The organism is Kitasatospora sp. NPDC059827, from assembly GCF_042731675.1.
Classification (GTDB): domain Bacteria; phylum Actinomycetota; class Actinomycetes; order Streptomycetales; family Streptomycetaceae; genus Kitasatospora.
In genome coordinates this window covers 1-13,674 of sequence record NZ_JBHWIV010000131.1, presented here as the reverse complement: position 1 = coordinate 13,674, position 13,674 = coordinate 1, and the positions used below count along the sequence as shown (strand labels likewise).

Genomic DNA, 13,674 nt, shown 5'->3' with positions numbered 1-13,674 from the left:
CTGGGCCCCCCCCCCCGCCCCGCCCCCACGCGCGGGCGGTGGTGGGGTTCGGGGGGGGCCCCCCCCCCCCACTCCTCGGTGATGTACTGGTTCCGGGTTCCCTACTTCTTCCCCTCGCTGCAGAACTCGGCCTCCAGTTCCTTCGTGAAGACCGCGACCGGCCCCCACGCCTCGCCGTTCGCCCAGTCGCCGTTGACCTGGGTCGACATCAGGTGGCGGCCGTCCCGGCTCCCGAACGTGTACGACCAGGAGCCGTTGATCGCCCCGCCCATCCCCCACACCTCGCCGCAGGACAGCGTGATCGAGCCGATTCCCAGGCCGTAGTGGGAGTTCGGGATCCACCCCGTGGGGCCCACCTTCGGGTCCTTCATGGTGACCATCTCCGCCATCTGCGCCGGCGGCAGCAGCCGTCCGCCCAGGAGCGCCTGGAAGAAGGTGCTCAGGTCCCCCACCGTGGAGATCATGTCCCCCGCGCCGTAGCCCCACGACGGGCTGAGCTCGGTGACGTCGTGGACGGGCAGCGTCGGGGCGTCGAACGGGCCGAGCTTGGAGTAGAAGCGGCCGTGCGGCCCCTGGATGCCGGTGTCGTCGGCGGCGGGCTCGTAGGTGCTCTTGAGGTGGAGGGGCTTGGCGAAGCGGTCGGCGATCTCCTGGGCGAGGCTGTGGCCGGTGGCCTGTTCGACGATCAGCGCGGCCAGCACGTAGTTGGTGTCGGAGTACTCCCAGCTGGTGCCGGGCGCGAAGCTGGGCTTCACGCCGATGCCGATCCCGACCAGCTGGCGCGGGGTGAACCGGTCGAAGCGGTGCTGCAGGAAGGCCTCGCCCTGGAACTCCTTCGAAACCGTGTCGTCCATCGCGAAGTTGGCGATCCCGCTGGTGTGGTTGAGCAGCTGGCGAAGGGTGATCTTCGACCCGTCGTACCCGTTGCCGTCGACCAGGCCGGGCAGCCACTGCTCGACGCTGTCGTCCAGCGCCAGCTTCCCCTCGGCCTCCAGCTGGAGCAGCGCGGTGGCCACGAAGGTCTTGGTGGTGCTGCCGATCCGGAATCGGTCCTGCGGCTTGAACTTCTGCCCGGTGGTCAGGTCGGCGGTGCCGGACTGCCCGTACCAGGTCGAGCCGTGGTCGCGGACCTCGGCCGTGACCCCCGGCAGGCCGTTGACGGTGACCGCCCGGTCGAGCGCGGCCTGGAGTCCCTGGTGGCCGCCGTGCCTGGCATCGGGGGCGGCGAGGGCGGCCGGGGCGGTGGCGGTCAGCAGGGCGGCGGCCACGGCGGTGGCGAGGCCGGTGGCGAGGGCGGTGCGGGTGGTGGTCTTCACGGTGGGTCCCCCTGGTCGGTCGGGCTTTCGTCGTCGGTGAAGAACGTACGGCCGAGTTCGAGGATCCATCAACATCTGATTGCTTCAACCGCAGCATCGCAGCAGGTCAGTGACGGTCAATCATTGCAATGACGATGCCGACGAATGCAAACGCGGTTGCAACCGCGCGGCCCGGATCCGGATACTCGTGCGAAGGCCCGAGGAGAGGAGCCACCCGTGCCGGGTGCCAGGCTGAGCCCGCAGGACCGTCTCGCGATCGCGACCGGTCTCGCCGAGGGGCTGGACTACGCCGCGATCGCCCGGCTGATCGCCCGTCCCACTTCCACGGTGACCCGGGAGATCGCCCGCAACGGCGGGCCCAGCCGCTACCGCGCGGAGACCGCCCAGCGCGCGACCGCCCGCCGGGCCCGACGCCGGCCCGGCCTCGCCCGACCGTCCGGGGGCACCGCGGCCGCACCGGACGGGCGCGACCCAGCGGCCATCGACGACTACGCCGGCCGCTTCGCCGACCTCCTCGTCCACATGGGCCTGCCCCGCATGGTGGCCCGGGTGCTCAGCTGTCTGTACGTCACCGACAGCGGCAGCCTGAGCGCGGCCGACCTGGTGCAGCGCCTCGGCGTCAGCCCGGCCTCGGTGTCCAAGGCCGTGGGCTACCTCGCGGACCAGGGGCTGATCCGCCGCGAGCGGGACGGGCAGCACGGCCGCCGCGAGCAGTACACCATCAACGGCGACGTCTGGTACCGCTCGATGCTGGCCAGCGCCCAACGCAACGCCCTGCTCGCCGAGTTCGCCCGCACCGGCGCCGACCTGCTCGGCGCAGCCACCCCGGCCGGACAGCGTCTCGACACGGCGGCGGACTTCCTCGCGGAGATCGGCACCGACCTCGTCCGCGCCGTGGAGCGCCGCCGCTCCGGCACCGGGATGTCGTGAGGGGGCGGACGCCGCCGTCCGCGTCGGCCGGGACGGTCTCACGGACGGCCCCGGAACGGCCTTACAGACGGTCCCGGGAAGGGGACGGGGCCGGGGACGGCGGGTAATGGTCGGCGACGACGCGGGCCATGGCGCCGATGGGGTCCTCCGCGACGTCCTGTGCCGCGAAGAAGCAGTGGCCGCGGACCGTGCCGTAGTCCTGGGCCAGGGTGAGGTGGCGGGACAGCTCGGCCGGGTCCTGCCAGGCGGCGGGCTGGCCCGACGCGCCCGCCTTGTACAGGGCCTCGCCGAGGTAGAGGTCGACGCCGGTGCCCCGGGCCACCTCGTCCCACCAGGGCACCAGGACCGCGTAGTCGGCGGGGGCGAAGCCGATGTTCCAGTAGAGCTGCGGGCAGATGTAGTCGATCCAGCCCTCGCGCACCCACGTCCGGGTGTCGGCGTGCAGGTCGTCGTAGGCCTCGATGCCCGCCGTGGTCGCCGAGCCTCGCTGGTCGGTCGCCCGGTTGCGCCACACCCCGAACGGGCTGATCCCGAACCGCACCCGGCCGTTGACCTCCTTGATCCGGGCGCCCGTCTCCCGGACCAGGAGGTCGATGTTGTCGCGCCGCCACGCGTCGCGGTCCGGGAAGTCCGCCCCGTACCGGGCGTAGGCCGCGTCGTCGTCGAAGCGCTGCCCGGCGACCGGGTACGGGTAGAAGTAGTCGTCGAAGTGGACGCCGTCGACGTCGTAGCGGCGTACGGCGTCGAGCACGGCGTCCTCCACGAAGCTGCGGACCTCGGGCAGGCCCGGGTTGTAGTGGAGCCGCCCGCCGTAGCTCACCACCCAGTTGGGGTGGACCCGGGCGGGGTGCGTCGGGACCAGCCGCGAGGGGTCGTCGTGAGTCGCGATCCGGTACGGGTTGAACCAGGCGTGCAGTTCCAGGCCGCGCTGGTGCGCCTCCTGGACGGCGGTGCCCAGCGGGTCCCAGCCGGGGTCCTGGCCCTGCACCCCGGTGAGCCAGGCCGACCAGGGCTCGTACGGGGAGGGCCACAACGCGTCCGCGGTGGGGCGGACCTGGAGCAGTACCGCGTTCAGCCGCCGCTCCTGCGCCTGGTCGAGCAGGGTGAGGAGCTCGGCGCGCTGGGCCTCGGCGGTGAGGCCGGGCCGGGAGGGCCAGTCCCGGTTGGCCACCGTCGCCATCCAGACACCGCGGAAGTCCCGCGCGCCGTCCCGCCGTTCAGCCGTCGCCCGCAAGGGCTTCTGCTGCGGCCCGCCCCGGCCTGCGGCGAGCGCCGGGCCGGCTGCGGCCAGCCCGCCGAGTGCCGCCGCCGTGCCCGCGACGAAGCCCCGCCTCGTGATTCGCCCCATGTCGCACCCCTCGTTCGCTTCCCGCGGCTCGCCTGCCGCAGCTCGCTGCCCGTCGGTCCGGCCGCCCTGACGAGGGACCGGTCCCTGCGTGCCAGGAGCAACGACCCGGGGAGCGGGTGGGTGCGGGCATGTCGACCTGATGGCCGCATCACCCCAGCCCGGGACCGGGCCCGGAACCGGGGACAGCGGCAGCGGAGTCGATGGCCGCCTGCACCACCTCCAGCAGCTCGACCAGGCCCTGGGCCTGCTCCCATTCGGTGGCCGTGTACGTCCAGACGTAGCGGGCCCCCGGCGCCTCCGGCCGGCCGTGCGCGATCTCCACCGTCCGCTTCCCCTTCCGGTCCGGGCCGGTGACGCTCAGGTGCAGGTGCCGGACGTGGAAGCGGATGGGGTCACTGCCGAAGATCTCCAGAATCCGACCGTCGAACGAGTAGAACCTGTTGCCGAACGTGGTCGTGATCTCGTCGTTCATGGGTGGACCCTACGTGCGGTGACCATTCGTCACCAGGCCTCCACCATGCCCGACTTCCGTCACCACCGGGGCATTGGTGATTCGTTGGCGGAACGTTGGCAGCCGTGACGAGGATGAGGCTTCCGGTGCCGGCCCGTTTCGCCCCACCGAAACGGGCACGGTCCGGTTCCCCAAGACCGAACACCGAGGGCCCTCGCGGCCCCACCGGGCCTCCCCCTGGGCGGCGCCGTTCGCATTCCGTAAGGACGTCACAGCACCTCACGGCACGTCCGGCGCGCTTCGATGGACGGGTGGATTCCAAGCCCTCCGGTGCCCGGCGCCGCCTCGACCGCCCGCTCCCTCCTCCGCCCGACTCCCTGCGACGCGGCCCCTTCCGCGACGGCGCGTTCACCTCCGCGCTGCACGAGCCGCGCACGGCCGTCGTCCTCGGCCGGTGGCTCGGCGCGGCCCTGCTGGTCTGCTTCCTGACCGGCCTGACCAGCCACCTCCTCCAGGACCCGCCGCACTGGCTCGCACCGCGCCTGCCCTCCCGCCCCGTGGACGGGTACCGGATCACCCAGGGACTTCACGTGATCAGCGGCATCGCCGCGATCCCGCTGACCGGCGCGAAGCTGTGGACGGTCTACCCCCGGCTGTTCGAATGGCCGCCGGCCCGCAGTGTGCTGCACGCCCTGGAGCGGCTGGGCATCGCCGTCCTGGTGGCGGCCGTGCTGCTGGAGCTGTGCACCGGCCTCCTGAACACGCTCCAGTGGTACCCCTGGCCGTTCCCGTTCCGTCAGACCCACTTCTGGCTGGCCTGGCTCGCGATCGGCGGCCTGCTGATCCACCTGGCCGTCAAGGCGCCGCTCGTCGCCCGGCACTGGCGCGCCCGGAGTACCCCGGCGGTGGCCGGGCGCCGGGGGTTCCTGACCGCCGTGGGAGCGGCCGTCGGCGCGGTGACGCTCACCACCGCCGGGCAGACCGTGCCCTGGCTGCGGGCGGTGGACCTGCTGGCCCCGCGCCGCCCGGGCCAGGGGGCGGGCGGCCTGCCGGTCAACCGTACGGCCGCCCAGGCCGGGACGGTGACCGTGCCCACCGACTGGCGGCTGGTGGTCGACGGCCCCCGGCCGTTCCGGATCGGACTCGCCGAACTGCGCCGACTCCCCCAGCACGAGGCGGTGCTGCCGATCGCCTGCGTCGAGGGCTGGAGCGTGAGCGCCCGGTGGGGCGGGGTCCGGGTGGCGGACCTCCTGGCGCGGGCCGGGGCGCCGCCGGGAGCGGCCGTACGGGTCACCTCGCTGGAGGCCGAGGGACCGTACCGGGTGTCCGAACTGCCCGCCCCGTACGCCGCCGACCCGCTCACCCTGCTGGCGCTGCGGGTGGACGGCGAGGAGCTCAGCGCGGACCACGGCTTCCCCGCGCGGATCATCGCGCCGAACCGGCCCGGCGTGCTGCAGACCAAGTGGGTGGCCCGGATCGAGGTGCTGGCATGACCGCGCTCGCGACCTGGCTGCGCGGGGCGGCCCTGGCGGCCGGGCTGACGCTGACCGGTGTCGGCCTGTACGGGCTGCTCGACGACGCCTACGTCACCGAGCCCGCGGGGGTGCTGTGGTGGGCCGTCGGGGCCCTGGTCCTGCACGACGGCCTGTGGCTGCCGCTGGTCTGCCTGACGGGCGCCGCCGTGGAGGCCGCACTCCGCGCAGCGGGCCCGGCCCCCCGCGCGCCAGGCCCGGCCTGCGGCTGGTTGCTGCGCGGCTGGCTGGTGGTGGCCGCCGCGCTGACCGCCGTCGGCCTGCCCGCCGTCCTGCGGGCGGGCCAGGACTCCGGCAACCCGACGGTGCTGCCGCTGCCGTACCTGCGCAACTGGCTGCTCCTGCTGGCCGCCACCGCGCTGTGCGCGGTGCTGATCGCGCTCGCCCGACGGCGGCGACGGCACCGGCAGCTCCAGCGACGACACCAGCACCGGTCCGCCGGCTGAACTGCCCCCTCCGACAGGCGACATGGACGCAGGACACCTTGTGTCCTACAGTGAACGAGGTGTCCCCCGGTTGCGGCACGCCCGCAGGCACAACCACAGGCACGCCCGCAGGCACGCCCGCAGGCACGCCAGCCGCACCCGACCGTACGCGACACCACCGCGTCACGTCACCGAGGAGAGCCACGGCCATGACCGACACCTTCGAGGCCGGAAAGTCCGAACTGGTGGAACTCGCCCACCACCGGATGCAGACCGCGATACCCGACAACGACTGGACGGTGCGCCAGAAGCTCGCGCTCACCTGCCGCATCCTGTTCGACGCCGGGCACGACTCCGGCCTCGCCGGGCAGATCACCGCCCGCGCCGAACGCCCCGGCACCTACTACACCCAGCGACTGGGCCTCGGCTTCGACGAGATCACCGAGGACAACCTGCTGCTCGTCGACGAGGACCTCACCGTCCTGGAGGGCGACGGCATGGCCAACCCGGCCAACCGCTTCCACAGTTGGGTCTACCGCGCCCGACCCGACGTCAACTGCATCATCCACACCCACCCGCTGCACATCTCCGCGCTGTCCATGCTGGAGACCCCGCTCGTGGTCTCGCACATGGACATGTGCCCGCTGTACGACGACTGCGCGTTCCTGGAGACCTGGCCCGGCATCCCGGTCGGCAACGAGGAGGGCGAGATCATCTCCGCCGCCCTCGGCGACAAGCGCGCCCTACTGCTCGCCCACCACGGCCAGTTGGTCGCCACGGGTACGGTCGAGGAGGCTTGCACCCTCGCCCTGCTCTTCGAGCGGGCCGCGAAGCTCCAGCTGCTGGCGAGCGCGGCCGGGAAGATCCAGGAGATCCCCGGCCTGCTCGCCCAGGAGGCCCACGACTGGATCTCCACCCCCAAGCGCGGCCAGGCGAACTTCGCCTACTACGCCCGCCGCGCCCTGCGCGCCGGCCACGGCGACGCGCTCACCGCCCCGACCGCCGCACCCACTGCACCCACCGTGCCCGCCCGAAAGGAGTCCTGACATGGCGACCACCCTGGAAGGGATCATCGCGTACCCGGTGACCCCGTTCTCCCGCACCGACGGCGGTCTCGACCTCGACGGGCTCACAGCGCTGATCGACCGCCTGGTCACCTCCGGCTGCCACGCCGTCGCCCCGCTCGGCTCCACCGGCGAGAGCGCCTACCTGGACGACTCGGAGTGGTACGCCGTCGCCGAGGCCTCCGTCTCCGCCGTCGCGGGCCGCGTCCCCACCGTCGTCGGCATCGCCGACCTCACCACCCGCAGCGCCGTGCGCCGCGCCCGCTTCGCCGAACAGGCGGGCGCGGACGTGGTGATGCTCCTCCCGCTCTCCTACTGGACGCTCGACGAGGAGGCGATCACCCGGCACTACACCGCCGTCGCCGACGCCGTCGGCATCCCGATCATGATCTACAACAACCCCAAGACGGCCGGGGTCGACCTCCCGCCGGAGCTCATCCACCGGCTGGTCCGGGACGTCGACAACATCACCATGGTCAAGGAGAGCAGCGGCGACATCCAGCGGATGCACCGCCTCACCCAACTCTCCGACGGCGCACTGCCGTTCTACAACGGCTCCAACCCGCTCGCGCTGGCGGCCTTCGCGGCCGGCGCCAGCGGCTGGTGCACGGCCGCGCCCTGCCTGATCCCCGAACTCCCGCTGGAGCTGTACCGGGCGGTGCGCACGGGCGATCTGGACGCGGCCCGCGAGGTCTACTACCGCCAGCTGCCCGTCCTGCAGTTCCTGATGCGCGGCGGACTGCCGACCACGGTCAAGGCGGGCCTCTCCCTGCTCGGCCTGGACGTCGGCGAGCCCCGACCGCCGCTGCTGCCGCTGGCGGAGGAGCGCCGGGCGGAGCTGGCCCGGCTGCTGGCGGACGCCGCCGGCTGAACCCCCGCCCTGGGAACAGCGGAACCGGGCAACAGCGGCACTCAGGGCAGGCTGGGGACCCGGTCCACGGTGCCGTCCTGCTCGTCGTGGATGACCACGAGGATGTGGGCCGGCTCCGGACCGGTGCTCCGGCAGCGGTGCGGCACCGCCGAGTTGAAGTACACGCTGTCACCCGGGCCCAGCTCCACCGTCCGCTCGGGAAACTCCAGCTCCACCGTGCCCGCGTGGACGAAGAAGAACTCCTCCCCGGGGTGCGACTTGAACGGGGAGCCGGTGGCATCGGTCGGCGGGTACATCACGAACGGCACCATCCGCTTGCCGCTGAGGCCGGTCGCGATGCCCTCGTAGTGCGGGGCGCCGGGGCCGGCCCCGTCCGCGATCGGAGTCCGCTCCCCGGCGCGGACCACGGTCACCAGCTCCGGCTCGACCTCGTCCGAGAACAGCCGGCCGACGTCGACCCCGAGGGCGCGGGCCAGCTTGAGGGCGGTCGAGATCGACGGGTCGCTGAGGCCGCGCTCGACCTTGGAGAGGTAGCTCTTGGTGACGCCGACCTGCTCGGCCAGCGCCTCCAGGCTCAGCCGGTTCTGCTGCCTCAGCACCCGCAACCTGCTGCTCATGCGCCGCGCCACCCCTCACCTGCGGAACCGTCCGGGCCATCATCCCACCACGGGCCCTGCGGCCGACCCCGGAGGGGGACGGCCGCAGGGGCGGCGCGAACCCGGCGGCGCACCGCCCGGTCACGTCACCCGGTCGGGGCTACGAGAGCACGCTCCAACCCTGCCCCGCCGCAGCGCCGTTCGGCGCCGCGGTGGTCACCGTCGTGCCCGCCGCCCCGCCGCCCGCGTCGAGCGCGAGCCCGGTGGCGACGTTGGTGACGGTGAGCACGCCGGTCGCGGTGTTCCGGACGACCCGCCACTCCTGCCACGGGTTCCCCGGCGAGTAGTTCAGCAGGTAGGCGCTGCCTCCCGGCGAGGTGCCCGCTGCCAGGACGGTGTGGACGTGGGTGGCGGTGTCGCAGTTGTCGCTGATCCGCACGGTGCCGTCCGGGTTTCCGGTGAAGGTCCACTGCTCCGACGTGTGGGTGGGCCACCAGGTGTTGACGTCGGCGGCCGCGCCCAGCGGCGCGCTGCACGTGCCCGCGACCTCCAGCACCGGGCCGCCGGAGCCGCCCGTGCCCAGGGCGTGGTATTTGCCGTCGTCGACGACCGTCGCCGGGCCGGTCGCGGCCTGCGGGGTGAGCCGGTACATCGCGACGCCGTGCGCGGGCACCCAGGTGCCGCCGACCGTACCGCCGCCCGCGGCGCCGCCCGTCACGGCGCCGGTCGTCACCGTGCCGGTCGCGCCGGACCACAGCTCCTTGTAGCCGAACCCGCCGGTCAGCCCCAGCGACGCGAGGTCCGTACCGATCGTGTGCGCGGCGGCCGGGTCCTGGTTGACCAGCAGGACGGCGGTGCTCCCGTCGGCCAGATGCCGCTTGAGCACCACCGGCGCCGTGCTGCTCGTGGGCGCGGCGCCGACCAGGGTCGCCGGCTCGGCCAGCGCGTCCTGGTCGACGGCGACCACGTCCCGGTTCTCCAGGACGGCCAGACTCGACGCGCCGATCCCGGTGGACCAGGTGTGGCCGCCGTCGGTGTGCTGCGACTGGGCGGCGGTCCGCAGGTCGGCCCCGGAGATCAGCGGGGCGGCGAGCATCGCGAGCACGGAGGTCTCGGTGCGCGACTCGTCGTCGGTGAACGGCTTGTGGCAGGTGCAGGTGTCGGTGGTGCCGTAGAGGCCGTAGACGTCGTTCCAGCCGGTGTACATCATGTCGAGGTCGTTCCAGCTGCCCGGGCGCACGTTCCCGGGGTAGCGCAGGGCCGTCTGCAACTGGCCGTTCCACAGCACGCCGTCGAGCTCGCTGTCCCGGTCGCCGCCGATCCGGCACAGGTTGGCCACCTGGCCGCACCAGACGCCCGTCGGGGCGTAGCCGGGCGCGCTGAACGGCGCCGTCCCCGCGGCCTGGACGACCGGGTCGGTGCGGGCCGGGTCCGCCGGGTCGAGGAGGTAGGGCACGCCGGTGTGGGCGGGCTGGGCGGAGACGCTGAGGGTGAGCTTCGGGCGGCCCTGGGCGGCGGAGGCGGCGTCGAGGGCCCGCTGGAAGGTCTGGACGCGGGCGTAGACGGAGCGGGTGAGCTCCTTGCCCTGGCCCTGGGTCGCGTAGTCGTGGCCGTCCGGGCCGGTGATCTGCGGCCCGTACGGGCAGTCGTCGTACTTGACGTAGTCGACCCCCCAGGAGACGAAGTCGCCCGCGTCGGTGGCCTCGTGGCCGAGGCTGCCGGGGTGCATCTGGCAGGTCTCGTAGGTGTCCGTGGCGTAGAGCCCGAACTTCATGCCCTTGCTGTGGGCGTACTGGGCCAGGTACTGGATGCCGTTGACGGTCCGGCCGTCGACGGTCTGCGAGGGGAAGTGGTCGGGGCGCGGGATCAGGTGGCCGGAGGTGGGGTCGTTGCCGGTGCCGTCCGTCCCGGAGACCGGGTTCCCGGCGCTGTCGTACAGCTGCATCGAGCCGTACGGCGTCCGGACGAAGTCGGCGCTCTGGCCGTCACGGTGCCAGAGCGACCAGCCGTCGTCGACCGTGACGGTGTTGTAGCCGGCCGCCACCAGGCCGTTGGCGGCCATGAAGTCGATGGTCTGGACGACCTGTTGCTCGGTGACCTCGGTGCCGAGGGAGTTCCAGGAGTTCCAACCCATCGGCGGGGTCAGGGCGTTGCCGTTGCCGAGCGCGGCGGCCGGGGTGGCCGCTCCGAGGGTGACGGCCCCGAGGCCGGTCACGGCGAGGGCCGAGGCGAGCAGGGGTGCCGCGAGGCGGCGTGGGAGAAGGCGCACGTGCGCTCCTGTGGGGGTGGTGGGGGGTGCGTGGGAGTGGTGGGGGTGACGCTCGGTCAGGGATGACACTCGGTCAGGGGTGGCGCTCGGCCGGAATCGGGGGACTGGCAGCCGCCCGTGCGCTTTCCGTTGACGGCTTCCGACGCGGCATGTGAAATGACACATGTCACCGATCACATGGGTCAAGGCTTTTGCCGCGATTTTGAACGTTCAAATGCTCAGGTCCCCGTCAAGGAGCCCGCATGCCCTCCGCCTCCCGTGCCCGCGCCACCGCACTGCCGTCAGGCCTCGCCCTCCTCGCCGCCCTCACCGTCCTCGCCGCACAGGTCACCACCGCGGCCCCGGCCCGGGCCGCCCAGGACGCCCTGGTGGACGGCGGCAGCTACGTCCTCGGGGCGGCCTCGGGCGGCGGGTGCCTCGGACCGAGGTTCGCCGAGGCCCGGCCCGGCACCCCGGCCGTCCGGGCCGCCTGCCAGGGCCTGTTGAGCCAGCGCTGGCAGCTGCGCCGGGCCGGCGCCACGCCCCCGGGAGCGACCGCGACCCCCACCCCCGCCGGCTACCTCCTGGTCAACGCCGCGTCCGGGCAGTGCCTGGTCGTCACCGGCCCCGCGCACCAACGGGCCCGCACCGTCGTGACCGAGGACTGCGGCAGCCACCCCGACCACGAACGGTTCGCCGTCTCCCCGGCCCCCGGCGGCGGCCACACCCTGACCGCCCTCGACGACGGCCAGTGCCTCACCGCGCCGCACGCCACGCCCGCCGACCGGGCCGACCAACCCGACCGAGCCAGCCAACCCGACCACTCCGACCTGCCGGTGCTGGCCCGCCGCTGCGACGCCGCCCCCGACCAGCGCTGGACCCTCACCCGCACCGAGCCGCTGGTCCTCGACAACCCCGGCTTCGAACAGGGCACCACCGGCTGGACGTTCACCGAACACACCGGCGTCGCCACCAACAACCCGCACTACGGCGGCCGCCTCGCCTACCTCGACGCGGGCCCCGACCACCGGGTGAGCCGGCAGCTCACCGCCGTCACCGCCGGGACGTACGACCTGTCCGCCTGGATCGCCACCGGCGCGGCCGGGGGCAGCTTCTCGGTCGCCGTCAACGGCACCGCCGTACGGTCCCTGACCCTGCCCGAACAACCCGTGTACGCCAGGTACACCCTCCCCCGCGTCACGGTCGCTCCCGGCGACCGGATCACCCTCACCATCGGCTCCGCCCCGTCCGGCTGGATCAACGTCGACGACGCGTCCGTGGCCCCCGCCGCCCCGAACGACCCGCGGATCAGCTCCTCCGACCCCGAGCTGGTCGCCCTGTTCGACTGGGCGAAGACCAAGGCCAACGGCTGGGTCCAACAGGCTGGCGCCCCCGGCGTGCTGAACATGGACGAGAACAACACCGGCGGCACCTCCACCGGCACCTACGACACCACCTACTGGGCCGGCTACCCCTTCCGCTCCGCCTTCTACAGCCGCGACTTCGCCCACCAGCTGGTCGGCGCCCACCTGCTCGGCCTCGACGCCCAGAACAAGACCATGCTGCGCGCCTTCGCCGCCTCCGCCACCGACCTCAACGGCGACTACCCGGTCTGGGCGCTCAACTTCGACGCCAGGACGAACGCCGCCATCGACTACCACGGCCCCACCAGCTTCGTCCGCGAGCTGCCCGCCCCCTTCGAACTGGTCCAGAAGACCGGCGAGGCCTACCAGTGGACCGGCGACCGCGACTACCCCGAGGACCCGCTCCTCACCGACTACGTCCGCACCACCCTCGGCAGCTTCATCGCCCGGCACCCCGGGCCGATCGACGACCACGGCGTCCCGATCCCCCAGGCCACCAGCGGCAGCATCTTCGCCGGCACCGCCGGCTACGCCGAGAACGCCACCACCGCCTACGCGGAGGCCGGTGACGCCCTCGCCTCCCAGTACCAGGCCTACCTGGCCGCCGCCACCCTCGCCGCCGCCCGCGGCGACACCACCGGCGCGGCCGGGTACCGGCAGGCCGCCGACACCCTGCGGACCTACGTCAACACCACCTGGAGCACCGACCCGGACCACCCCGCCGAACTCGTCCACGGCTACGACACCCAGGGCCGCCCGGTCAGCGGCTGGGGCTACGAGACCAGCGTCCTGATGCCCATGAAGAAGCTCCTCGCCCCCGGCCCCCGCCTCGACGACTACCTCCGGTACATCGACACCCAGGAGTCGGGCCCCCAGGCCTCCGTCAACGCCGAGGCCCTCACCTACCTGCCCGACACCTACTTCGCCAACCACGACGGCACCACCGCCTGGAAGTGGATGCGGCAGATCTACCGCGGTGTCGACCGGACCCACGCCAGCGGCCGGATGCTCAACGGCGACTACCCCGAGCTCCCCTTCACCCTGCTCGCCCAGACCGTCCAGGGACTCCTCGGCGTCCAACCCGACGCCGCGGCCCACACCCTGACCACCACCTCCCAACTGCCCGCCGACATCGGCTGGGTCCAGGTCGCCGACATCCCCGTCGGCGCCGGCACCGTCACCCTCCGCCACGACGGGCAGCGCAGCAGCACCCTCACCGACACCGGCCCCGACCGCCTCACCTGGGAGGCCCGCTTCCCCGGCGCCCACACCACCCTCACCGTCGACGGCCACCCGCAGCCGACCCGCACCACGACGGTCGACGGCCTGACGTACACCACCGCCACCGTCACCCTCGCCCCGGGCCGCACCGCCACGGTCTCGGTCAGCGGCTGACGAGCTGACCGACTGACCGACCGGCCGACCGGCCGACCGGCCGACCGACCGACCGGCCGACCGGCACGCGCTGACCCGGCGGCAGCGGCGAGCGGCCCCCGACGTCGGGGGCCCGGCAGCGGCGTGGGCGACGC

Annotated in this window: 11 protein-coding genes; 6 read left to right on the top strand and 5 right to left on the bottom strand. The window is 73.3% G+C overall.

Annotated elements, in window-relative coordinates:
• Window positions 1–101: 101 nt before the first annotated feature.
• The gene (locus ACFV8H_RS39500; RefSeq protein WP_380409373.1) at window positions 102–1,316 is read right to left on the bottom strand and encodes a serine hydrolase domain-containing protein; all 1,215 of its coding nucleotides are present in this window, start codon (window positions 1,314–1,316) and stop codon (window positions 102–104) included.
• A 216-nt stretch (window positions 1,317–1,532) separates the two neighbouring features.
• Here ACFV8H_RS39500 and ACFV8H_RS39495 point away from each other — a divergent pair, with 216 nt between their 5' ends.
• Window positions 1,533–2,246, top strand: coding sequence for a MarR family transcriptional regulator (locus ACFV8H_RS39495; protein ID WP_380409371.1), 714 nt, complete (start codon window positions 1,533–1,535; stop codon window positions 2,244–2,246).
• Between the two features lie 61 nt (window positions 2,247–2,307).
• Here the strand turns inward: ACFV8H_RS39495 and ACFV8H_RS39490 are convergent, their stop codons facing one another.
• Together ACFV8H_RS39490 and ACFV8H_RS39485 are read right to left on the bottom strand one after the other, a co-directional pair.
• Window positions 2,308–3,594, bottom strand: a complete 1,287-nt coding sequence (locus ACFV8H_RS39490) for a glycoside hydrolase family 10 protein (RefSeq protein WP_380409369.1) — start codon at window positions 3,592–3,594, stop codon at window positions 2,308–2,310.
• A gap of 148 nt (window positions 3,595–3,742) precedes the next feature.
• A complete protein-coding gene (locus ACFV8H_RS39485) occupies window positions 3,743–4,066 on the bottom strand; it encodes a hypothetical protein (protein ID WP_380409367.1) in 324 nt (107 codons plus the stop codon).
• 356 nt (window positions 4,067–4,422) lie between these two features.
• Between ACFV8H_RS39485 and ACFV8H_RS39480 the strand changes: the two genes are divergently transcribed.
• The 4 genes from ACFV8H_RS39480 (at window position 4,423) to ACFV8H_RS39465 (ending at window position 7,937) form a co-directional block, all read left to right on the top strand.
• Entirely contained in the window at window positions 4,423–5,538 is a 1,116-nt protein-coding gene (locus ACFV8H_RS39480; RefSeq protein ID WP_380409381.1) for a molybdopterin-dependent oxidoreductase, read from the top strand.
• Window positions 5,535–6,023 (top strand): hypothetical protein, encoded by a 489-nt coding sequence (locus ACFV8H_RS39475; RefSeq protein ID WP_380409365.1) that lies wholly within the window; start codon window positions 5,535–5,537, stop codon window positions 6,021–6,023. The genes ACFV8H_RS39480 and ACFV8H_RS39475 overlap by 4 nt, the downstream gene beginning before the upstream one ends.
• Window positions 6,024–6,211: 188 nt before the next feature.
• Window positions 6,212–7,048, top strand: coding sequence for an aldolase (locus tag ACFV8H_RS39470; protein WP_380409363.1), 837 nt, complete (start codon window positions 6,212–6,214; stop codon window positions 7,046–7,048).
• A 1-nt stretch (window position 7,049) separates the two neighbouring features.
• Window positions 7,050–7,937, top strand: a complete 888-nt coding sequence (locus ACFV8H_RS39465; protein WP_380409361.1) for a dihydrodipicolinate synthase family protein — start codon at window positions 7,050–7,052, stop codon at window positions 7,935–7,937.
• 41 nt (window positions 7,938–7,978) lie between these two features.
• Here ACFV8H_RS39465 and ACFV8H_RS39460 read toward each other — a convergent pair whose 3' ends face one another.
• Together ACFV8H_RS39460 and ACFV8H_RS39455 are read right to left on the bottom strand one after the other, a co-directional pair.
• A complete protein-coding gene (locus tag ACFV8H_RS39460; RefSeq protein WP_380409359.1) occupies window positions 7,979–8,554 on the bottom strand; it encodes a helix-turn-helix domain-containing protein in 576 nt (191 codons plus the stop codon).
• Between the two features lie 139 nt (window positions 8,555–8,693).
• Complete coding sequence (locus ACFV8H_RS39455) at window positions 8,694–10,802, bottom strand: alpha-galactosidase (RefSeq protein ID WP_380409357.1); 2,109 nt, start codon at window positions 10,800–10,802, stop codon at window positions 8,694–8,696.
• 242 nt (window positions 10,803–11,044) lie between these two features.
• On the opposite strand from ACFV8H_RS39455, the gene ACFV8H_RS39450 reads away from it, so the two are divergent.
• Window positions 11,045–13,540, top strand: coding sequence for an RICIN domain-containing protein (locus ACFV8H_RS39450; RefSeq protein WP_380409355.1), 2,496 nt, complete (start codon window positions 11,045–11,047; stop codon window positions 13,538–13,540).
• Window positions 13,541–13,674 lie beyond the last annotated feature (134 nt).

Excerpts from the sequence above, each read along its gene's own strand:
- ACFV8H_RS39475 (WP_380409365.1), top strand. The coding sequence starts at position 5,535 with ATGACCGCGCTCGCGACCTGGCTGCGCGGGGCGGCCCTGGCGGCCGGG.
- ACFV8H_RS39450 (WP_380409355.1), top strand. The coding sequence starts at position 11,045 with ATGCCCTCCGCCTCCCGTGCCCGCGCCACCGCACTGCCGTCAGGCCTC.
- ACFV8H_RS39490 (WP_380409369.1), bottom strand. The coding sequence starts at position 3,594 with ATGGGGCGAATCACGAGGCGGGGCTTCGTCGCGGGCACGGCGGCGGCA.
- ACFV8H_RS39460 (WP_380409359.1), bottom strand. The coding sequence starts at position 8,554 with ATGAGCAGCAGGTTGCGGGTGCTGAGGCAGCAGAACCGGCTGAGCCTG.
- ACFV8H_RS39465 (WP_380409361.1), top strand. The coding sequence starts at position 7,050 with ATGGCGACCACCCTGGAAGGGATCATCGCGTACCCGGTGACCCCGTTC.
- ACFV8H_RS39485 (WP_380409367.1), bottom strand. The coding sequence starts at position 4,066 with ATGAACGACGAGATCACGACCACGTTCGGCAACAGGTTCTACTCGTTC.
- ACFV8H_RS39470 (WP_380409363.1), top strand. The coding sequence starts at position 6,212 with ATGACCGACACCTTCGAGGCCGGAAAGTCCGAACTGGTGGAACTCGCC.